The following is a 20,157-nucleotide window of genomic DNA, read 5'->3' on the forward strand; positions in this document are numbered from 1 at the left end:
TTTATTATTGTAAATCAACACCCATTATTAAGTATCGCTTGATCTAATCTTACGCTCCACCTTCTCGAGTAGGTGTTCAACTTTACGCTTTGCTGGAAGGGTCGTAATCTCTTTTGAAAGTGCTGTTTCCAACGCTTTCTTCGCACGAATATAATCTTTACGACTGTAATCATATTGCCCCTTTTGATAATACACGCTCCACAATTCGGGATTTAATCGCTGGTAAGCTTCCCATTCTATCTCTGAAATCTCGCTTCCACTATCCATCCAATTCTCTATTTTCCGACTCTGTTCTTTGAATAGTTCAAAGTTCACGAGCATTTGTGTACTCCATGTAGTGTCTGCTACAATTGTCGCTGAAGATAACAACTGAGAGGTATAGGTCAACGAATCTTGTCCAAAAATATCCGTCAGATCGTAGGCCGTAAATGCTCCCAATTGATAAGGTTGAGTGGAGACCCAAAATCTCCGCTTTTGCGGTTGGAATACGACCGCATGATGTGCCCATAATTGGTTCAAAGCTTTCTCATTTCCCAATCCTATATCTTGGCCTTCTTTGCCTTTTGTGTCCCTCAACAGCCCCACGACCTGCTCTGGAGTCAACTTCCCAGAATTGGATACGAAGTCATTGATTTTATCGTATCGATATTGCGAATGGCTTTCCTGAATATGCAACTGGTTGCGTTTATCCTGTGCATACTCCTCACTTTGGAAATGATTCGTACAGATTAGATAATCTGCATTGTCCACTTCATAAACACCAAATTTTTTAGGCGATATCTCGATGACAATCGCCCTATTGTCCGCCGCACTTCCAATCATCAGCGATTCTGAGACGAACACCTGCTTATCTTTAGCGATGGCAATAGCTTCTTCTAGATTAGTGGCATACTGCAAAATCTCCCTTGCGACAATAGAAATAGGCGCTCTCGCCACCAATGGTATGGTAGATTTACCTGCATTCATCGTGACCGTCAATCCTTCCAGATTCATCCCTGAGAGTACGCCCATCATACCAGGCCAAGAGACCGAAGCAAAGGGAATTCCATGTTCGGGCCGGATGAATGAGATCAATTTGTTCTTGGCGAATTCGTCCCCCACATAAAAATCAAAATTGCGTCCCAAGAGTAGTCCTCCATCTGCTGAGTTGTCACCCCATACAGCCAATGAGGAACAGCCTACAACCGCTAGGTCTTGCATAGAATGCCCAATATCATGTGCTCCATGGAGATAGAGTGCGCGTCGATATTGATCCGCTAGAAAATCATACTTGGGGTCACTATAGCGGGATAAGGCATATATCTCTTTCTTATACTCTTCGGGTATGTAGTGGGGCAGCTTTCGATTATACCACCTCATAAAGTGCATCAACCACCTTTGCTTAAACTTTGAAGGAACAAATTCTTCTAATTTATCAAAGAAAATCTGATCTTGCTGACGATACAAATCTTCTGTAAGTGCACCAATCTTGCTACCGATCTCAAAAGGAGGGCCTGATACATACAATTCCCAATTTGCATATTTATTCTTAATTAGAAAATCATTCCCAATTGCTCTGAGGGTGTCTATCTGGACGGCAAAGGAGTATGGCTGATCTTGCTGCGAAAATACACTTAGATCGGGGAGATCCCGCTTATGCCTAACACTGCAGGACGACAGCAGTAAACAGGACATCAATAGCCATATCGAGACTTTAAACATGATTCCCAATTTTACGAATGAGATAATCTGCTCCCAGCATTTCGGAACAGGTAATTGCGGCTCCAATCGTCACCCCCAAGATGCCATGCATGTTGACCCCCTGACCTGTGAAAAATAGGTTTTCAATCTTGGATTTTGGCGCAATGAAATGCTTGAGCGGATGGTTAGAATCCTTTACATGTCCGTATAGATTACCACGTGTGACGCCGATATAATCGCGATAAGACAACGGTGTAGAAGCATAGGCGTATCGAATGGCCTCTCTTATTCCAGGATATTGTTCCTCTACCTTATCGATAAAACAATCTATCTTCTCCTGCTTAAATTGTTGATAAGCATCATCCCGATCTCCGCCTTTCAAGACTGTATTATAGGTATTCTCCCATTGCTTGACCTCTTCATAATCCATAAAGGTAATACATGTCATGCTATCCGCATACATTTGATCTTCGACAGAAACACCCATCGACAGCATATAATTTGCCGGCCAGGATTTGCTTGCATGACTATCCGTACTCCAGACCTGGTCATAGGTATCCGAGTAATATAGATTATTGTTGCGATAGGGAATTACATCCTTTTTCAACACCAAAAAGATACTAAATGAAGACGTGGTGACCTGCAATTGTTGTACGCGACTGTAGTATGCCTTCCGAAAATGTTCCCGCCCAATCATTTGCAAAGTCGTCTTGGGATCTATATTTGAGATAAATCGCTTCCCTTGGATACGGAACCCGTCCTTGGATACAACGCTCACAATTTTATTGTCTACAATTTCAAAATCGACTATTTCGGTTTTACGAAAAGCCTCTCCTCCTGATTTTCGAAGTTCTCTTAATAACAACTTCGTAATCTGACTTCCGCCATTTATACATCGATAGGCCGACTGTATATAAGAATTGACGGAAAGCGCATGTACGTAAAAAGGTGTTTTGTCACCATCTCCAGCATACAACAAGCTAGTACCAGCCAATACAGCTCTTAATTTAACATTTGAGGTCAACTGCTCAAAATAGCACTTGGCATTTACGCCTAGGATATTTACATCATAGTGATGATCCGTCGAAATATGGTAGAGGGGAAACATGGCGCAGGTATCCTGAAGGTCCTTGACATACCGTCGCAGCGCAATCTCCTCTTCGGGAAAGTGGGGAATTAGTTGCTCGACAAAATTATCATATCCCTGTGCATGAGGATATACGGTTTTATCCATGCCAAAAGTGACGATATCGTATCCATCCATATCCATCCGCTTCAATCTCAGTTCGTCCACTATCCCTAAATAATCAAAATAACGGTATAGGTTCTGCCCCTTTTCAAGCCCACCAAGATAGTGAACACCTGTATCAAATATTGTCTTATTGCGAGAGAATGTCTGCAAATTACCTCCAAATTGGTTGTTCTTCTCTAATACACAGACAGACAGTCCCTCCTTGGCCAAAATAATAGAAGAGGCTAGGCCTCCCAGCCCACTTCCAACAATGACGATATCGTAAATCTTGTTATCCAATGACGTTCGCTTTATTAAAAACAGCAATTACACCCGCTGAGTGTTCCTCTACATACCCCGCTTTTGGAAGTAAAAATCTAATTCCCTGATTTTGGAATATTACAATTTTACTAAACCGCACCATTTTTTCCAATTCTATTGCATCAGGCAAAAGAGGCTTGGATATCAATAGTGTGCTCGCCTGCTCTCCTAAAGAATCTGTGAAGTGCAAATGACGGTGTATCTTCAAATAGTTTAATTTGGCTACCTGCCGCTTTTGTTCACTGGCTATATAGCTATATATTTTTCGACCGGATTGCTGCAAGAGAAGCAGGTAATCCAATTCTCCATGATCAGCAGCCCAATGTACGATAGTCTCATCTGCCGCAAAAACATTATTTAAAGCATAATACTCCTTCGAATACTGGGTTAGATTCCTTTTGACCTGTTGATAGATTTCTTCCTCTTTATATAAATAACTCAATAACAGTTTCTTTCTAAAATAGTCTTCATTTTCCAGAGTTGTTCGGAGTTCCTGGAATTCCTGTCGAAAAATTTGCGTAATGCGCTTGGTGCGAATACTATATTGGTCGCCAATGCTCGTATCGTCATATGCAATACGCTTTCCAATGCGGACGGAAATTGTTCCATCATACACGACAAAATCACCTTTGGGCATTACCTCTGAATTCCCATGGATATACATGGGTACAATATCCACTTGCAGACGTTCTGCCAAAAAGAATGCGCCTTTATGGAATCTTTTGACCGTATTATCATACGAACGTGTCCCTTCAGGAAAGACCATCAGCGAGTAACCCATTGCTATCTTTTCCTTCAGCACGTCTATACTATCTTCCACTCCGTCCATGACGGGATAAAATCCGGCTGCCCGCACCACCTTTCCGAATACAGGCGAATTCCACACCCATTTGTTGACCAAAAAGATAATACGCCAAGCATACTGTCCAATCGTCAATGTGTCCAAAAAGGAGGTATGGTTGGCAACAATAACGGCCGGTCTATCAAAAGTCTCCTGATAGGGATTGAAGAATTTATTTTTGACAAATGGATTGAGATGTAGCACCGACCACATGTATTTTGCCATCAACTTAGAAAATAGGTCTTGTCTACGTTGCTTCGAGATAGGAAGCCCTTTCAGCACTACCCGACCGATAAGGGACGAGAACAGAGTAGCAAACCCGTAGTAGATAAAAAATAAAATACTGAAAATGAATAACCGTAGCGTAATAGGAGAAAGCCCCTTCCTCGCCCGGTTAGTAATGAACGACCGGAACAAAATCGGATAGAAGACAAAGGTCACAATTACGGCGGCAAATACTCCGACTAGGGATACCGTCGAAATGGAAATCAAAGCCGGATGCTTTGCGAATACCAATGCCCCTATCGCCAAGATAGTAGTCAATACTGCCAGCAATATGGAGGTCCGATATGCGGGCAATCCATCTTCTCCATCCGTATACTCCTTTTGAAGTGCGCTTGTCATGAAAATGCTAAAGTCTACCCCGTGACCGAATACTAATGTACATACGATGGCACTAAAGATGTTGAACTCCAGACCAAATATCCCCATCAAACCAGCCGTCACAAGCGCTGTCAAGCCAATCGGGATGGCGCTCAGTAAGACGAGTTCGATACGACGGAAGAAGAGCCATAGAATAATCAGAATAGCTATAAACGAATAATTAATCAGGTTGTTGAAATCTGCATTCAACTGTCCTAGAAATGTCTCGCTCAAATTCTTCCGATCCACCACTATGGTATAAGGTTCCTGCTCTATGCGTATAACAAATGCATCCCTTTGCTTTTCCTCCATTTTCACCAAAGCAGCTATTGTGAACAAGCCATCTTGGTGAGACACAAATTCCTTTACGCCCATCGCATCTACCAACTGATAATCAGCAAAAGACAGTAAGCGGTCTGGTTTCTTTTCGACCATTTCATAGAACGACTGATGCGCATTAGTCTTAAAACCATAGTGTTGTCCAGCGGCTATCAGTTCTCGCTTGACGGCATCAAATCTATTGACCTGCCAAAAGTGTGTCCAATTACTATATTTTAATTTTTGTGTTGCTGATGACATCACCAATTCCCCCACACCTGAATAATTCACAATTGCTCCCGTAGCCTTCTGCTCCTTCAGCACTGTTGTCAATGCGCTGTGGCGATCCATCGCCTCATCGAAACTGGTTCCATATGACACGACATACACTGATTTCTCTGCCGATGCGGCGAGTGTATCCAATTTCAGCTCGGCTTGCTTAAGTGCTTTTGGAAAATAATTGAGCGAAGATAAATCGTTATTGAACTGCACCTTGTCGAAAGTAAAACAGCTCGCTACAATCAGAATCAAGCATGCCCCGATGAGGACCTTACTTTTATCAAAAGGAAATCGAGCCAATCTATCTATCCAGGAAGAGCGCTCCAATTCCTGCTTTGGTTTATACAGATGCGGTATGATAACCAGCGAAAAAATAGCGGAGAAGAATATATTGATAGATGCAAAAATTCCAAGATCGACCAAAGCTTCAGATTTTACAAAGAGCAGGCACAAAAATACCACAGCATTGGTGGCACTACTCATAATCAAAGGCTTCGTTATTTCTTTAAATAGGCTTTCGATCGACGTTTGCCGTTTATAATGGGTTAATATATGCAGGGCATAGTCAATTGTGATGCCGATAAGCACAGCTCCAATACTTAATGATATGGCCGATATTGTTGGTTTGAGCAACGCTAGACACGCAATGGCAAAAACACTCGAAAAAATAGTCGGAATAAAAATAAGAACCGGAACGAGTAGTCGCCTGTAAAAAACAATCAGGAGTACCATGAGTACCGACATCGAAATCAATACCGTAGTGACGATGTCACTTTTGATCTGTTTGGCATTCGCCACCGCTACTAATGAAGCTCCGAAGTACGAAATATCGGTCTTTCCTTGGAACGTAGTATTCAAGCTATCCCGGATTTGCTCGAGACCTTTTACAAACAATGTATTGTGGGCAGTCTCAGCACCACTGTATTTGGGACTGATAAATAGAACAATCGCACTCGAATCAGATGAGGTGATATAATCGTTTAGAAGTATAAAATAATCGCCAACATGTTGTTTTTGCAGTTTCTGCAAAGCTATCCAAGTCAATCCCAATGGGTCTTGCTGAATAAAACGTCCCGTGACCATCCCACTGGGTGAGATTAAATTGTTAAAATTAGCCGCTACCTGACTCTTGATACTATCTGGCCATAAGCGCCGATGAATGAAACTATAGTCAGCCGAATCCAAAAATAGGGGTAAATGCTGGTAGACAAAATCAATTGTCTGCTCGACATCCTCTTGTCCTACCCGACCTTGCACAGATGTGTAATAGTTGCTAAGAGTGGATAGGGAATCTAGGAAAGCATCTGCGATATCGGACAACTCAGTTGTCTGTTCGGGTGCTCTATTTTCAATAATAACCGCAATCTTATCTGAAAAATTGAGTTGCTTCAAGACCTTAGAGGTCATATCGCTACGTTCACTCTTGGGGATAATACGGGTAATATCCTCTTCAAATTGAATCTTGGAAGCCACGATTCCAGTTCCTAGCAAAAAAGCTAGCGCCACACCGATAGACACCAGTTTATGCTGATCTACAAACTTATATATGCCGTAAAACAGACGATGCATTATTCAGATAAATTAATTTTTCGACTGCATATCGAGAATAAAACAAAACTGGCGACACCGAACAATGATGCAGCCCCCAAAGCTAACGTAAAGCTACCGACCACATATTGTACCGCATGCTCCTTTAATCCCTGCCAATTGAGTTCAAAGGCATAAAAAGGATCAAACCCGTCGCCCAACAAGAGGGCCCCTGTCTGTAAAGACCCATATACAATTACAGGAATAAAAGGTGGAATACTGATATTAGAAAACAAGAATGCCAATCCCTTATTCAACCGAAAAGCGATTGCCAGGGTAATTACAATCGCTGTTTGAAATCCCCAAAATGGGGCAATTCCCATAAACACGCCCAATGCTATGGAGAAAGATTTAGTAAGTGGAGAATCCGTGGTCCCCCAAACATCTTCTCTTAAAAAGGTTCTAAAACTTTTTTTTTTAAAGTTGAGAAAGAAATCTCTCGGCTTGATCCACAGTAAGGTAATGCAGACCAACACGGTATTCAGGATGCTGATTCGCACAAAATCCTTAAAGGGCCTAAAATGTGAAACCCGTTCCTCCGGATCATAAAGCACCTCAATGGGTACATTCTTCACCTCAATACCTTTCCATGCGGCACGGACAATGACTTCAATCTCAAATTCAAACTTATCGGTGTATAACCTGGAGGGCAATGCTGCCAATGGATAAGCTCTAAAGCCGGATTGTGTATCAGTCAGTTTAATTCCTGTCTCAAACCAAAACCAGAAATTCGAAAACCGATTCCCAAAACTGCTGTTCTTTGGGACTGATTCATGTGTCATATTGCGACTTCCAATCAGAAGAACGGGGTGCTGACGTCCTTGAATCTCAGATATAAATGCTGGAATGTCCTTCGCAAAGTGTTGACCATCCGAGTCTATGGTAATAGCATAATCATACCCCAGTGCCTTGGCCTGTGCAAATCCTACTCGTAGCGCATTTCCTTTTCCCTTGTTCGTAGGGAGATGAAGTTGCTTAATCTGTGGATACTGTTGGAGTATAAAAGGAGTAGTATCCGTGGACCCATCGTTGATTACGATAATGGGTAGCGAGTACGCAAGCACTTCGTCCAATACACGGGCAAGTGTCCGTTCATTATTATATGTTGGTACAATAATACAGATATCCTGCTCACATTTATCCGTCAAATGACTACTGAACTCCCCCATACCTCTAATTTAGTTTCTTCTTCTCGACTTCGCTAAATACCTTAGATTGATTTGCATAATCTTTTATCAAGCTTTTCAATCCTGAGGACTGCTTACTGTATAACGCTATAATTTCAGATTTATCATTAGCGATTTCGGACTTATATTTTAATACTTTAGGACTATGCTCCTGCATAGCTAAGCGTATCAACCGGATTTCCACATTGGATGGATTCGAATCAATAAGCGTGGCTAATGTCTTTGCTCCTTCCGTAAAAAGCTTTTTTTTCTTCTCCTTGCCTTGTTCATAGCGTGCTTTAACCATCTTTGAAGAGGCCTGATACCCCTGTATGGTGGCATTTGACTTATTATAATCCTGAAGGGACGCGTAGAATTCATCTGCCGCAGTCTTAGAAGCTGCAGACTTCTTAAAATTCTCGCGAATAGTAGTCAGCTCAGTACCTGATTGACTAAAAATGAAAAAAAAACAAACAAGCAACACCTTCATACTATATGCATTTAAAATTCAAAGATAACTTCAATGCTACTGTCTCACCAAAACGGCTTGTATTCTTAACTTGGTACCCTATATCTGCATCTCCTTTGATATCGATGTCCAAAATCAATTCTGGATTTATTTCTGGATTGATGATTGCCATGAACTTCACATTGGAAGATTGTTCCATAAACAACGTCTGCTCAACAATTTGTTCAACAATCTCCTTTATGATTTGCATCATACACACTCCGGGCGTGACCGGATTATCCGGAAAATGGCCCTTGAAGATATCGTTATCCTTATTTAAACGAATCTTTGCAACGTGCTTTTGCGCATCTATCTGTGTCAACGAATCAAGTCTATAAAAATCAGTCAATAACATGGTAATCGCAATTTAAGTTTCAAAGATACAATGTTTGGATACAATCCCTATAAAATTATCGGTATCCATATATTAAGTTTTCTGCAAAACTCATTACAGGACGGTCTTTGTCAAACTAATCTTCAGCCGAATGGTTTTATGTGTAATGTCAATTTGATCCGCAGTCTTTCCATTGGATGTCTCAAATTCGTAAACGACCTGCTCTTTCCGCTTAGAGGCCTTCACAATTTTTGATAAAAATCCAGACTCCTTATCCATAAAGTAATAGGTATTTGACTTTTCCTTGACTTGATAGGCATCTTGGGTTACCAACGCATGGTGTACGACAGCATGTTGATGGGGAGATAATAAAGTCTTAAAATCTTCGTGCAACATGTTCAGCACCATTTTCCGATCGAGCTCCTCCATGACGTAATTAATCTTGAATACATGATTTCCGATGGTCAGGTCTACGAGCGTATTTCCAAAATCAGTTGTGAGGACCATCCGGTGTGTCACACTATCCATGCGTTTGACGATAAACAGCCCAGACAGCTCCCTTCCATAGATCTCCACATGGGCGCGATAGATATAATCAGTTTCTAAGGTCGAAAAATACGGATTGACAATCTCACGTTCAGTGGGTTCTTGTGAAATCACATCAGCAAGCTGATAAGATCGACAAGAGGTCAAGGTGAAGAGTAAACCACTAATTATTAAACACCGAATCGTCAACTTTTCCATTTACTACTCTATTCTTGAACACCAACCGTGTAAAATCATCTGTAGGCTCGACTAATTTAACCTCATTGACTTGGTGATTGCTGTCAAAATATAAGACAATCTGCTTCATATATTTTTTCAGTTCCTTAGATTTGGGAACAAATTTAGCCAGATGCTGTGTGCCCACCTTAAAATAGCTGATATCAAACGCGGCACTGTTAAACATATTCCCGCTTACGCTGCCGATGATCATTTCATTCATCTGTTCAAACTTCCGGTTTGCCCCGAGATCGATATTGCTCTTTTTTCCTTGATTGTCCACATACATCTTATTATTCTTGAAGATGGTACTATATGAGACAGGCTTCACATACCTCCACGCTAACATATTGGGTGATTTGAGATACATTTTCCCAGTGGATTCAATAGGTTTGGACATAAAAGACACATGCTTATACTGGACAAAGTCCGAAGAAAGGGTCTTGATTGATTTTGATTCATTCAACACAGCCTGCTTAAAAGCAGCCATTTCATTCGCACTCATTGCTTTCTCCTGCCCAACTACTGCAAAAGCGAAGAGTAACGCGAAGGCTGTGATTGCTATTTTAATCTTCATATCCTTTAACATTTAAAAGATTGTCCACCGTCAACAACTGGAACTTACGGTGATGCAAAAATTTCAGTAATTCATTCAATACAGACACGGTCAAGGCAGAGGTATCATGCATCAGCACAATATCACCTGGCCTCAAGCGGGATGTAATCCGCTTGTATACACGAATAGGGTCTCCTATCACCGTGTCCAACGAGCGGATGCTCCATCCAATCGTATCCATCGCCATATCTTTGACTACCAAAGCAATGGAAGGATTAGTCACGCCAAAAGGGGGGCGAAATAATTTGGGCCGTTGACCTATCTTATCCGCCAGACAGTCATTTGTCATCTTCAACTCGTGTTGCAGTTGTTCGACCGAAAAAAAACCTGTTTTATTGGAATGAGTAAAGGTGTGGTTGCCTATCAAATGTCCCTCTTGGACAATTCTCTTGGTCAACTCAGGATAGGCCTCTACCTGCTTTCCTATACAAAAAAAGGTAGCCTTCGCATCATATTTCTTCAAGAGATCGAGCACTTCGGCAGTATAGGGGGTAGGACCATCGTCAAAGGTTAATGCAATAATGGGTGCTGTAACATCCTTCATTTTGTATCGCACTGTAGTGAAATAACTTAGTCGAATATCGAACACTCCCCATACCGTAAGCCCCACAAATACAAGCAGACAAATCACGAGCCACCATATCGGGTAGGCATACCGATAGCAAAGCAGTCCCGTAACGACCAAGCTAAAGCCAAAAGCCAACCTAATATACCGATGCTTTAACATGAAGATAGTAGGGTAAGACTATGATCTCGACCAAAAGATTGATTATAGATCAAGATGTACTGTATAGTTGGCCGTACTACGTTATTGTCCGTCATGTCTGATGGGATATGCTGTGATTTTAATATCTGGGCAGCCATCTGTAAAGCGAAAGCAGATGCTACATCATACGCGGCAGTATATTTTTTAAACTTAATATGCGTACTTTCAGCCAGCAAATCTGCCATCTTTCCATCATAAGCATCTGAAGAAGTTTCAGAATCCTGCCCATGCAAGAATACATCAATATCGGAGACCTGGAGGTTATTTCTATTTAAGAACATGGCTACAAAATCAGCCAATTCTTCGGATTCGATTGTATTTTGAATAGCGATGTCACATACCTGCGCATAGCTCGTGGGCGTGCGTTCGTCAGAGAGGACAAAAAATGTTGCTCCTTCACCATATCGTACCCCAAATGAGTCAGAACTATGTTTCTTGACACGACCAATAAGCTGCAACAAACGCAATGTATAATCTGCAATTTCATCCACCCCTCCGACCAGAGTGTGTCTATACTCTCCGCTCTCCAATGCCATTGACGCATCCAAAAGAGCCGATTCAAAGGACGAAACACCATTAACATAAGTCAAGTTAGGGCCATAACATTTGAGCCGAAGTCCAATCTGTGCGGCTACCGTATTGTGCGTGGACTGAATAAAAGATGTAGGGGTCAAAAACTCTTCCTTATTATCCAAGATTGTTTTGAGGAATTTTTCGGAATCTTCCAGGCATCCCATTCCTGTCCCTACTAGAATTGCATCTGGGTTAGCAATACCAGCCTCATCTAGTGCTTCCTGAGCTGCGTAGATACCCATCTTGACTCCTTTGGCCATCCTACGAATCATTGCTGGGATAATTAATTCTTTGTAAGATGGATGGTTTACATAATTGACTATATCTTCAAGTGGTCTACATTGTTCCAACAAATGGCCTTCTGCCTGTGCCGATACAGCTCCTATTCCATTGATGTAGATACCCACATCCTGTCGAATGGGTTTGTCCTTGTCATCTTCATGCGCGGCAAGTTTGCCATCTGAGGGAGACAATGTTTCGGTCTTCGGAATGCATCTCGAAAAAATTAACGTAGAGCAATTGCCTCCAAATCCAAAAGAATTGGACAGTACGTGGTCAATCTTTTTGTACCTAAGATTAATCTGCGGTAGCAGGTCCAACTCTTCCATAGGGGTACTCCAATTCAAATTCGGAAATACCACTCCATGCTGTAGCGCCAATACACTATATACCGCTTCAATTGCAGCAGCAGCAGCCAACGTATGCCCCGTGTAAGCCTTCGTGGAACTAAAATCTGGGACTTGCTCGCCAAACACCCGCTTCAGTGCCCGTCCTTCAGACAAATCGTTGTTAGGAGTCGCTGTGCCATGTGCATTGATGTAATCAAAACTTTGATGGTCTATACCGGCTACCTCTAAAGCCTTTTGCATGGCCATATATGCTCCATCCCCATACTCAGAGGAAGCGGTCTGGTGATAGGCGTCATTCGTATTGGCATATCCGCTGACATAGCCCAATATTCGATGTTCGTCAATCTTATCACCATCCTCCAATACTAAATATGCGGCTGCCTCTCCGAGATTGAGCCCGTTACGATGCTGATCGAATGGGGTATTGTAAGTATCGCTTAAGATCATCAAAGTCTTAAATCCATTGATGGTAAATTTAGACAATGCATCTGTGCCTCCGACAATAACACGATCCAGGCGTCCTGATTTAATCATTCGCGCCCCTAATAGAATGGCATTGGCAGCAGATGAGCAGGCGGTACTGAGTGTCGTGACATACCCCTTCAAGCCTAGGTAATCGGCAATCTTTAGTGAGGAGTCTCCGGCATCATGACTTAGGATATATTTTTGAACCTCAGGGTTGTCAAAATATTCGTAGAAATACTGCTCTGTGGCATCCATCCCGCCTACACTTGTAGCCGAAATAAAGCCCGTACGGCCATCCCCTAAATCATTCAGGCCTGCGTCTATGACGGCCTGTTTTGCGGCCAAGGCTCCCAATAAAGAGGTTCGTGTAAACGAATGGTCTGCAGGTAATCCCAAGAGTGCAACCAATTCCTGATTGGTCAACTTAATCTCACCCACCTTGATTTCATCCCGATGGATAGTATCTATATTTTCAATCGTCGAGATACCTTTCAGTCCACTGGTCAACGCAGCAAAGTTTTCCTCTACCGTCATACCGATAGCGGATACTATTCCCATACCCGTTATAGCAACACGCTTCCCCATGTAGTTGTATTTATTTTGTACGGTGTTCAGCAATATAGCTAGCCATAGTCTCAACTGATTTGAAGATATTCCTTCCTTCTTTGGGATCGCTCAACTTGATTCCATAATCTTTGTCCATCAATACGATAAGCTCTAGTGCGTCTATAGAATCCAATCCTAGTCCATCTCCAAATAAGGGATCGTGGTCATTGATATCTGCAGGCGTAATTTCTTCTAAATTCAAGACTTCAATAATTTTATTCTTCAATTCACTTTTTAATGCTTCCATCTTATGTTATTGTATTACAATTTTTCTTATTTCGTTAATATGGTGTTCTAAACTCGTTCCCTGCCCTACAAGATAAAATACAGCACTGTAATCATCTTGCAGATATTCTACCCAAGCGCACAAGACTTTCTTGCACTTTCCACTTTGGAGCAAATATTCTGCGTAATTATACAGCAAATCTGCATCAAAAGTATCGCTTACAAAAAAGCAGCTTTCTGTCTGAAACTGATGGCGTATACTGACCTCACCCAAACAGATATTTGCCAAGGTGTATACAAAGACTGCTGGACTGGGAAAATATCCATCGGGAGAGCTGATACTTTCCTGATGCCGAATGTCGGTATCTAGGCTCCCCGATTTATTCATAAACAATAGGGCGACGTCTTTATCCTCGAATTCAGCAGTTCCCAGCAAGACTTCCGCTCCTAAAAATGCTAATTTACTCAAAGCATCCATTTTATGGAATTTAGGATAGCTAATTTCCATAAATTGATAGGCGCGTCTTGCAAAATCAGCAAACCCAGTGTCCTCGGCTTCAAATACCTTGTCGCCATCCAAGTAAATCTGTCCATTTGCCAAAGACCCCCAGTGTAATATTGCATGAGGACTATACATGATGGCCCACCTTTCTCAATACCATAGCCGCATTGCTTCCGCCAAAGCCTGATGCCGTCTTTATACCGATGGTTAAAGGCTTTGTTAATAGTTCCTGCGGCAGCGTCATGCTCCCGCTCACGCCTATGGTATGTAATCCCTTAGTTGGTAGTACGATATTATCAGATAGACTCTTGACCAACATAATCAGTTCTAAGAGTCCTGAACACCCCAAGGTATGTCCAAAATAACCTTTCAGACTATTGACAGCCACTTTTGACAAGCCCATTCTATCAATAGCTATAGACTCCATCTCATCATTATAGATGGTTGCAGTACCATGCGCTGAGATACAGTCTACTTCACTAGCGGCTATTCCAGCTTCGCCCAGCGCTCCCTTAATGCTCCGATAAAGGCCTTCTCCTGTACGAGATGGTCCTGATATATGATTTGCATCGTTGATACTCGCGTCTCCTAAAATGGCTATATTTCCAGTATTTAAAGAAAGAGAAAGGGCGGCGGTGGCCTCGCCCAATGTGACGCCATCTCTATCTATGTCATAAGGACGACAGGGCCGGCTACTCATTGCTTGGAAGGAATTAAACCCGGATACGACAAACTCAGTGACCTCATCTCCAGCGACGACATACACTTCATCATATCGCCCCATCAGCATCATCCGACGCCCTATCATAACCGCGAGTAGCCCGGATATACATGCATTACTGACGATAATAGGAGTGGTCTCTAGTCCAAAATATTGAGCAATACGGTGCGAAGAGTTCGATAGCTGCGCGCCTACTACGTCTCCCCGTTGCAGCGCTTCTATATTTCCTTTCGTAGTTGAGATGACCAAGCCAGTCCTACTGGAAATCTTCTTCCCTTCCAAAATAGGAGCAAGTGCCAATATCATCATCTTTTCCAATCTGGAAAAAGACATTCCAAGGGTCGGCAACGCTTCAAAGCATGGATTAATATCATCGTTAGAGATAGTAGCAGCATAAAAGTCTGAGAAATTACCCATACGCTGTACACGACCAATTCCAGAGGCTCCCGCTAATAAGGCCTGCCAAGACTTCTCTATATCCAGTCCTAGCGGAGTGATACAATTTACCTTGTCGATATACACACTCCTCATGGTGTCAACAATCCTTTTTTCTGTTTCCATTCTTCTATAAACGGAGGTGTATTGAGTACCAAATTGCCGTCTTTGTCCAGAAAGACCTGAACAGTCTCCCCAGTGCATACGACTTCTCCAAGTGTATTGAAGATTTTATATCTAAATACCATTTTAGCGGCAAGCGCATCGACATAAGTGGTTTCAATACGTGCCACATCTCCATATTTTAAAGCAAGCTTGTGCTCGCAAACCGACTTGACAATGGGTGTGGTGTATCCCGCAGCCTGTACATCTAAATAGGAAATGCCATGCTCGCGGCCGAAAGCCTCGCGACCATCTTCAAAATAGGTAATATAGTAGCCATGCCATACGATACCAAGGGGATCCGTTTCATTAAACCGAACTCGTATTTCTTTAGAAACCGTCAATTCAGGAATTTCCTTATACAAATCTCTTCTTCTTATCATAACCTACCGCAACCGCGACCATCAATACAAAAAATAAAAATAACAAAATTATCTCTGGAATAACTTCCAGAAGGCCAGAATGACGTAATATTATATCATAAAAGCCTTGTAATGCCCAGTTCATAGGTGATATCTTGGCTACATACTGCATTATATGGGGCATCGCAAATACAGGCACCCATATGCCACCTACAGCAGCGAGAATAACCACCAGCGTTGCACCAAAAGGTGCAGATTGCTCTTGTGTCTTAGCAATAGTTCCCAACAGCAGTCCGAGCCCTATCGCAGCCAAGCCCGCAAAGATAGTCACTACTGTCATCAGCATCAGCCTGCCCGATATATCCAGGGCCGGCAAACCGAAGTATGGGAATACAAAGACACCCATCAACAGCATCAGGTAAAATTGAACAAGACAGATGACCAGGTAAGTGACGGTCTTTCCGGCAATCAACATCCAATACGGGATGGGGTTAGTGATCAAGCGAATGAATGTTCCTTGGCTTTTCTCCTTGACGATGTTAATCGATAAAGGGACAATAACAAAGAATATGGCAAACAATGACCAAGCTGGAACATTGTGTTGTACGGCATTGGGTATCACTTCCTGCTTCCCTATCTTTGGACTAGCTTCTTTGAAGGTAATAAAATTTTGCGGTTGGATGGTTTTTTGGGTATTGCCATCCCCCAATTGATCTTGAAAAGCTCGATAAATCTGCTTAGTTTCGATTCCCGAAATCAATTTGTCAATTCCATTTTTGACTTCGTTCTTAAATGCCATTTGCGTAGCTGGGTCAAAAAAAAGTTTAATCTCCTTACCCGAGACTTTTGTCTTTAAAAGCGTAGAATCTACCTCTGTTAGACTATATTCTCCCAAAATACTTTCCACATTCTGGCTCACTTTAATATTCAAATCACGGGTCAGATACTTGGGTAGTATGATTGCCAACTGAAAAGCTCCACTATTGACAGCTTCTCTTGCAGCTTGCTCGGTCAGCTTTCTCCCGTCCAGGGTAGTCACGATTTGGAGTGCATTGGATTGCTCCAACTGCAATTGGATAGTCTTAGCGACTGTATCTTGATCCTCATCGACCAGCAGTACGGGAATCTTCCGCTCAGATATTGCATCAAAACTATCCTGCTGGATCAAAGTGACAGTAATTACCAACACCAACGGCATCACAAATAGAATGACCAACCCACCGAAATCACGCTTTAGTAGCAAGTATTCTTTGACAATAGATTGTCCTAATTTATATAGCATCGCGTAACTCCTTTCCTGTCAACTGTATGAATACATCCTCTAGATTGCGCGCATTGGGCAACGCTGCAACCAACTCTTGGGGCGTCCCGGTGCGAAGGATTTGCCCTTGATCAATAATGGACAAACAGGTACAAAAATCCTGTGCTTCTACTAGATGATGGGATGTATAAATGATGCTCGTACCTTGTGCATTAATCTCTTTAAGGAACTGAAGGATTGCATTTTTGGATTGGACGTCTACTCCTACAGTCGGTTCATCCAGAAACAGCACTTTGGGCTGATGTATTACACCAGCCAGCAGATTAACCCGCCGTTTCATACCTCCCGAAAACGTGTCTACACATTTGTTAGCAAACTTCTCCAGACCCATCTTCGTTAATAAGATATCAACTCGTTGATTCAACTCATGTCCCTTCAGGCCATACATACTTCCAAAATACACCAAATTTTCCTTTGCTGTAAGTGTCGGATATAATGCATACTCCTGCGGGACTACGCCTATAATTTTTTTTATGGCCATACCCCTATCGCTGTAATGTAGACCATCTATGGTAAAGCGGCCAGATGTAGGTCTCAACAAACCGCATAAGATAGAGATAAGAGTAGTTTTGCCTGCACCATTAGGGCCAAGAAGCCCATATATTTCCCCCTCGGGAATCTGTAAGCTCAAATCTTGCAACGCAAATACATCGGCATCTTTATACTTTTTTGAAATCTTATCAATATGGATGATTGGCAAACTTGACATCTCTTATATTGCTTTCTTAAGTCTCTTGAAAAAATCTTCTTCTAGGTCTGCTATGTGCAACAGTTGCTGCGAGAGCACCTGATAGACATCGTCCTGATTACTACGCTTCTTGTATACTCGTGAAGCACATAGTGCAAAATCGCGCCATAAATCACCGATGTCTGTCATTTCCTTTGAGAAAGTACGCATGGTCTCATGATTTAAAACCTCTGCTGCCTCTTGTAGGAATGCCGCATATATAAATCGGAAACCTCCACCCCCCGTCCCAATTTCTTCCTGCATCCTAACCATCTGCGCTAGATAATGATTTGCCTTTCTTACACCATGCTTCTTTGGCCACTTCACAAGGTGACGCGCCACCATTCGTATGCCTTTGACGCCAACGATGGGCACTGGCGCTAGCATATCACGACAAGTCTGTCTAATGGCTTTTCGGATAGCTGGTTCCAAATCCAGCTTTTCGGGAATATGAGTCGGATAGTAAAGATGTCCTTTGGGAGCCAATACGCCTTTTGCAAAACGTGCTTTTTCCAAATCACGGGCATGTAATCGTGTAACCTGTTCCATAACTGGATCGCTAACTAGGAATTCTTCACCCTCCTGTCCATAGATGACCAGATTATGTGCATTGAAATGAAAGCGATATTCATCTGGAAAGTAATTCAAATAGTATACACTCACCTGCAGTCCTGTGGGTATCTGCTGTAGAAGGTTGGCCTCTAGGGCTTCTTTCGCTTTACCTTTGTCCGAAAACTTCACCCGCTTGATTTTAATATTCAAGCGTTTGCTCATGCGGTTAAAAATCCAACCTGGCATGGGTCGATAGCTGATTGCTGGAGCATGATTGACCTTTAAAAAAGGAAGGTATACAAAGAAAAGCCCAGACCCCAACCCGAAGACCATCGGCTCACTGATATCATAGCCCTTGTCTCGCAGCAGATTAGAAGCTACTCCATTTTCGCAATGGGCTGTTTGGTGGTGCGTAAAATTCAGCTGCATTATTCTCCCTTATAATTTTGTAATTCTTCTATGGTGATATCGAATGCTTCTGCATATCGATTTAATAATTTGCAATTCATTTTCTTAAAAACATCTGGACGTATATGTCGCTTGACCCGCCATTGCCACATACCAACATAGCTGGACAAAATCTGCCAATCCATCTTGTGCAATTCCATAAAGTACAAGATGGGGCTTGCTTCTCCCTGTCGTACTTTTTGCCGGGCCTCTTCAATCCGTTGATTGATTGAATCTATTGTCTGCTTCTGAACAATGGTCTTCGCCTCCCAACCAGAGCTTAGTGCTGTACCGTAGTTTCCACTATCATCTACTGCGTAACAGATTTCCTTTATACTATGCTCTGATAGGTTGCTTTTATCTTGAGGGACCTCTGATTTTTTCATATGCTTGGTGTTAGTACTCCACAGAATTGGTATATCGTTGTATGCTATCCATATTTCGGCTGTCAACCATTGTCCAAAATTATAAAACGCTATTCTTCTTGTTTTTGTAGAAACAAATTAATTTCAGCTTCTGCAATAACAGTACCGGCTAGCAGAGTCTTGGTACTCAATGTGCATATCTGATAAGCAGAGCTCTCAAATTGATGAATCAATTCGGCTTGGGTAAAGATTTCATCGCCGACCTGAGGTAGGCTATATATCTTGACATATTTAATGGCACTGATGAATCCTATGACCTTGGCATCGACATTGCCATCTTGAAAATATGTCTGACCAAGGACTGACGAGCATGTCTGAGCTGCATTTTCAATAACACCAATTTCCTGTAATCGACCGTTTTGCACAAAAAGCGTATCCATCTTAACCACAAATGTACTGCTGACGCGCTCGGGATGTATATCTACCAAAATATCTACAAAGAGCATAGGAGCGCGATGTGGCAGGTAATTATTTATTTCAACAGCGTTATATTGAGGCGACTCCATTTCTATTTTACGAGTTTGCAATTACAGTTTTCATTTGACCAAAGGCTATGATTTCGTCTTCTATTTTTGTCACAACATCCACTAAAGTGACTCCCATAATTTCATGGAGGATAGTGGCGGTTGTCACCATCTGTTCCCCTACTCTTGGAAGACGAGTGATAGCCAACTGCTTGATGGCTCCAATGTATCCCATAGGAGCAGGTTGGTCCTTCAAAAAATATTGATAGCCCGTGAATAAGGCTACAGATTGGGCCATATGCTCTATCACTCCACATTCCTGAAAATAAGCATCTTTTACAAAAATAGAATTGTTCGATATGATAAGTCCTGCGATAACACTGTCCTCCTGATAGCCCAATAGACTATCCACCATGACGATTGGCTTTCTCTGCGGAATTAGCTGCTCCACTATCTTCGGGTCGAGTACAGGCATGGATAATATCGCCAT

20 protein-coding genes are annotated in these 20,157 nt (G+C 42.2%); all 20 read right to left on the reverse strand.

Annotation, left to right across the window (positions count from 1 at the left end; translation table 11 throughout):
• Positions 1 to 27: 27 nt before the first annotated feature.
• The 20 genes from OQ289_RS20795 to OQ289_RS20890 all read right to left on the reverse strand — a co-directional run bounded on the left by OQ289_RS20795 (position 28) and on the right by OQ289_RS20890 (position 20,157).
• A complete protein-coding gene (locus OQ289_RS20795; protein WP_270088647.1) occupies positions 28 to 1,701 on the reverse strand; it encodes a C45 family autoproteolytic acyltransferase/hydolase in 1,674 nt (557 codons plus the stop codon).
• Positions 1,694 to 3,211, reverse strand: a complete 1,518-nt coding sequence (locus tag OQ289_RS20800; protein WP_270088648.1) for a phytoene desaturase family protein — start codon at positions 3,209 to 3,211, stop codon at positions 1,694 to 1,696. Before OQ289_RS20800 ends, OQ289_RS20795 begins: the two co-directional genes overlap by 8 nt.
• Positions 3,204 to 6,881: a 1-acyl-sn-glycerol-3-phosphate acyltransferase gene (locus tag OQ289_RS20805; RefSeq protein WP_270088649.1), complete on the reverse strand. Its 3,678-nt coding sequence runs from the start codon at positions 6,879 to 6,881 to the stop codon at positions 3,204 to 3,206. Before OQ289_RS20805 ends, OQ289_RS20800 begins: the two co-directional genes overlap by 8 nt.
• Positions 6,881 to 8,068, reverse strand: coding sequence for a DUF2062 domain-containing protein (locus OQ289_RS20810; RefSeq protein WP_270088650.1), 1,188 nt, complete (start codon positions 8,066 to 8,068; stop codon positions 6,881 to 6,883). The genes OQ289_RS20805 and OQ289_RS20810 overlap by 1 nt, the downstream gene beginning before the upstream one ends.
• A gap of 4 nt (positions 8,069 to 8,072) precedes the next feature.
• Complete coding sequence (locus tag OQ289_RS20815; RefSeq protein WP_270088651.1) at positions 8,073 to 8,555, reverse strand: hypothetical protein; 483 nt, start codon at positions 8,553 to 8,555, stop codon at positions 8,073 to 8,075.
• A gap of 1 nt (position 8,556) precedes the next feature.
• Positions 8,557 to 8,928: a hypothetical protein gene (locus OQ289_RS20820; protein WP_270088652.1), complete on the reverse strand. Its 372-nt coding sequence runs from the start codon at positions 8,926 to 8,928 to the stop codon at positions 8,557 to 8,559.
• Positions 8,929 to 9,021: 93 nt separating this feature from the next.
• A complete protein-coding gene (locus tag OQ289_RS20825) occupies positions 9,022 to 9,651 on the reverse strand; it encodes a hypothetical protein (protein ID WP_270088653.1) in 630 nt (209 codons plus the stop codon).
• Positions 9,617 to 10,246: a LolA family protein gene (locus OQ289_RS20830; RefSeq protein ID WP_270088654.1), complete on the reverse strand. Its 630-nt coding sequence runs from the start codon at positions 10,244 to 10,246 to the stop codon at positions 9,617 to 9,619. The genes OQ289_RS20825 and OQ289_RS20830 overlap by 35 nt, the downstream gene beginning before the upstream one ends.
• Complete coding sequence (locus OQ289_RS20835; RefSeq protein WP_270088655.1) at positions 10,236 to 11,012, reverse strand: polysaccharide deacetylase family protein; 777 nt, start codon at positions 11,010 to 11,012, stop codon at positions 10,236 to 10,238. Before OQ289_RS20835 ends, OQ289_RS20830 begins: the two co-directional genes overlap by 11 nt.
• On the reverse strand, positions 11,006 to 13,303 hold the full coding sequence (locus tag OQ289_RS20840; RefSeq protein WP_270088656.1) for a beta-ketoacyl-[acyl-carrier-protein] synthase family protein: 2,298 nt from the start codon (positions 13,301 to 13,303) through the stop codon (positions 11,006 to 11,008). Before OQ289_RS20840 ends, OQ289_RS20835 begins: the two co-directional genes overlap by 7 nt.
• A 10-nt stretch (positions 13,304 to 13,313) precedes the next feature.
• Positions 13,314 to 13,571 (reverse strand): phosphopantetheine-binding protein, encoded by a 258-nt coding sequence (locus OQ289_RS20845; protein ID WP_033565591.1) that lies wholly within the window; start codon positions 13,569 to 13,571, stop codon positions 13,314 to 13,316.
• Positions 13,572 to 13,577: 6 nt separating this feature from the next.
• Positions 13,578 to 14,186, reverse strand: a complete 609-nt coding sequence (locus OQ289_RS20850) for a hypothetical protein (RefSeq protein ID WP_270088657.1) — start codon at positions 14,184 to 14,186, stop codon at positions 13,578 to 13,580.
• Positions 14,179 to 15,333: a beta-ketoacyl synthase N-terminal-like domain-containing protein gene (locus OQ289_RS20855; protein ID WP_270088658.1), complete on the reverse strand. Its 1,155-nt coding sequence runs from the start codon at positions 15,331 to 15,333 to the stop codon at positions 14,179 to 14,181. The genes OQ289_RS20850 and OQ289_RS20855 overlap by 8 nt, the downstream gene beginning before the upstream one ends.
• Complete coding sequence (locus tag OQ289_RS20860; RefSeq protein WP_270088659.1) at positions 15,300 to 15,752, reverse strand: acyl-CoA thioesterase; 453 nt, start codon at positions 15,750 to 15,752, stop codon at positions 15,300 to 15,302. The genes OQ289_RS20855 and OQ289_RS20860 overlap by 34 nt, the downstream gene beginning before the upstream one ends.
• Positions 15,727 to 17,013, reverse strand: a complete 1,287-nt coding sequence (locus OQ289_RS20865; protein ID WP_270088660.1) for an ABC transporter permease — start codon at positions 17,011 to 17,013, stop codon at positions 15,727 to 15,729. The genes OQ289_RS20860 and OQ289_RS20865 overlap by 26 nt, the downstream gene beginning before the upstream one ends.
• Positions 17,003 to 17,761: an ABC transporter ATP-binding protein gene (locus tag OQ289_RS20870; RefSeq protein ID WP_270088661.1), complete on the reverse strand. Its 759-nt coding sequence runs from the start codon at positions 17,759 to 17,761 to the stop codon at positions 17,003 to 17,005. The genes OQ289_RS20865 and OQ289_RS20870 overlap by 11 nt, the downstream gene beginning before the upstream one ends.
• Before the next feature lie 3 nt (positions 17,762 to 17,764).
• Positions 17,765 to 18,760 carry a BtrH N-terminal domain-containing protein gene (locus OQ289_RS20875; RefSeq protein ID WP_270088662.1) on the reverse strand — a complete coding sequence of 332 codons (996 nt, stop codon included), beginning with the start codon at positions 18,758 to 18,760 and terminating at the stop codon, positions 17,765 to 17,767.
• Positions 18,760 to 19,164 (reverse strand): hypothetical protein, encoded by a 405-nt coding sequence (locus tag OQ289_RS20880; protein ID WP_270088663.1) that lies wholly within the window; start codon positions 19,162 to 19,164, stop codon positions 18,760 to 18,762. The genes OQ289_RS20875 and OQ289_RS20880 overlap by 1 nt, the downstream gene beginning before the upstream one ends.
• An 89-nt stretch (positions 19,165 to 19,253) precedes the next feature.
• A complete protein-coding gene (locus OQ289_RS20885; RefSeq protein WP_033565596.1) occupies positions 19,254 to 19,709 on the reverse strand; it encodes a hypothetical protein in 456 nt (151 codons plus the stop codon).
• A gap of 7 nt (positions 19,710 to 19,716) precedes the next feature.
• Complete coding sequence (locus OQ289_RS20890) at positions 19,717 to 20,157, reverse strand: hypothetical protein (RefSeq protein ID WP_270088664.1); 441 nt, start codon at positions 20,155 to 20,157, stop codon at positions 19,717 to 19,719.

The organism is Sphingobacterium sp. SYP-B4668 (genome assembly GCF_027627455.1).
GTDB lineage: Bacteria > Bacteroidota > Bacteroidia > Sphingobacteriales > Sphingobacteriaceae > Sphingobacterium.

Bases quoted from the DNA above. Each gene is read 5' to 3' on its own strand.
- OQ289_RS20795 (WP_270088647.1), bottom strand. From the start codon at position 1,701: ATGTTTAAAGTCTCGATATGGCTATTGATGTCCTGTTTACTGCTGTCG.
- OQ289_RS20805 (WP_270088649.1), bottom strand. From the start codon at position 6,881: ATGCATCGTCTGTTTTACGGCATATATAAGTTTGTAGATCAGCATAAA.
- OQ289_RS20810 (WP_270088650.1), bottom strand. From the start codon at position 8,068: ATGGGGGAGTTCAGTAGTCATTTGACGGATAAATGTGAGCAGGATATC.
- OQ289_RS20815 (WP_270088651.1), bottom strand. From the start codon at position 8,555: ATGAAGGTGTTGCTTGTTTGTTTTTTTTTCATTTTTAGTCAATCAGGT.
- OQ289_RS20820 (WP_270088652.1), bottom strand. From the start codon at position 8,928: ATGTTATTGACTGATTTTTATAGACTTGATTCGTTGACACAGATAGAT.
- OQ289_RS20825 (WP_270088653.1), bottom strand. From the start codon at position 9,651: ATGGAAAAGTTGACGATTCGGTGTTTAATAATTAGTGGTTTACTCTTC.
- OQ289_RS20830 (WP_270088654.1), bottom strand. From the start codon at position 10,246: ATGAAGATTAAAATAGCAATCACAGCCTTCGCGTTACTCTTCGCTTTT.
- OQ289_RS20835 (WP_270088655.1), bottom strand. From the start codon at position 11,012: ATGTTAAAGCATCGGTATATTAGGTTGGCTTTTGGCTTTAGCTTGGTC.
- OQ289_RS20840 (WP_270088656.1), bottom strand. From the start codon at position 13,303: ATGGGGAAGCGTGTTGCTATAACGGGTATGGGAATAGTATCCGCTATC.
- OQ289_RS20845 (WP_033565591.1), bottom strand. From the start codon at position 13,571: ATGGAAGCATTAAAAAGTGAATTGAAGAATAAAATTATTGAAGTCTTG.
- OQ289_RS20850 (WP_270088657.1), bottom strand. From the start codon at position 14,186: ATGTATAGTCCTCATGCAATATTACACTGGGGGTCTTTGGCAAATGGA.
- OQ289_RS20855 (WP_270088658.1), bottom strand. From the start codon at position 15,333: ATGGAAACAGAAAAAAGGATTGTTGACACCATGAGGAGTGTGTATATC.
- OQ289_RS20860 (WP_270088659.1), bottom strand. From the start codon at position 15,752: ATGATAAGAAGAAGAGATTTGTATAAGGAAATTCCTGAATTGACGGTT.
- OQ289_RS20865 (WP_270088660.1), bottom strand. From the start codon at position 17,013: ATGCTATATAAATTAGGACAATCTATTGTCAAAGAATACTTGCTACTA.
- OQ289_RS20870 (WP_270088661.1), bottom strand. From the start codon at position 17,761: ATGTCAAGTTTGCCAATCATCCATATTGATAAGATTTCAAAAAAGTAT.
- OQ289_RS20875 (WP_270088662.1), bottom strand. From the start codon at position 18,760: ATGCAGCTGAATTTTACGCACCACCAAACAGCCCATTGCGAAAATGGA.
- OQ289_RS20880 (WP_270088663.1), bottom strand. From the start codon at position 19,164: ATGAAAAAATCAGAGGTCCCTCAAGATAAAAGCAACCTATCAGAGCAT.
- OQ289_RS20885 (WP_033565596.1), bottom strand. From the start codon at position 19,709: ATGGAGTCGCCTCAATATAACGCTGTTGAAATAAATAATTACCTGCCA.
- OQ289_RS20890 (WP_270088664.1), bottom strand. From the start codon at position 20,157: ATGGCGATATTATCCATGCCTGTACTCGACCCGAAGATAGTGGAGCAG.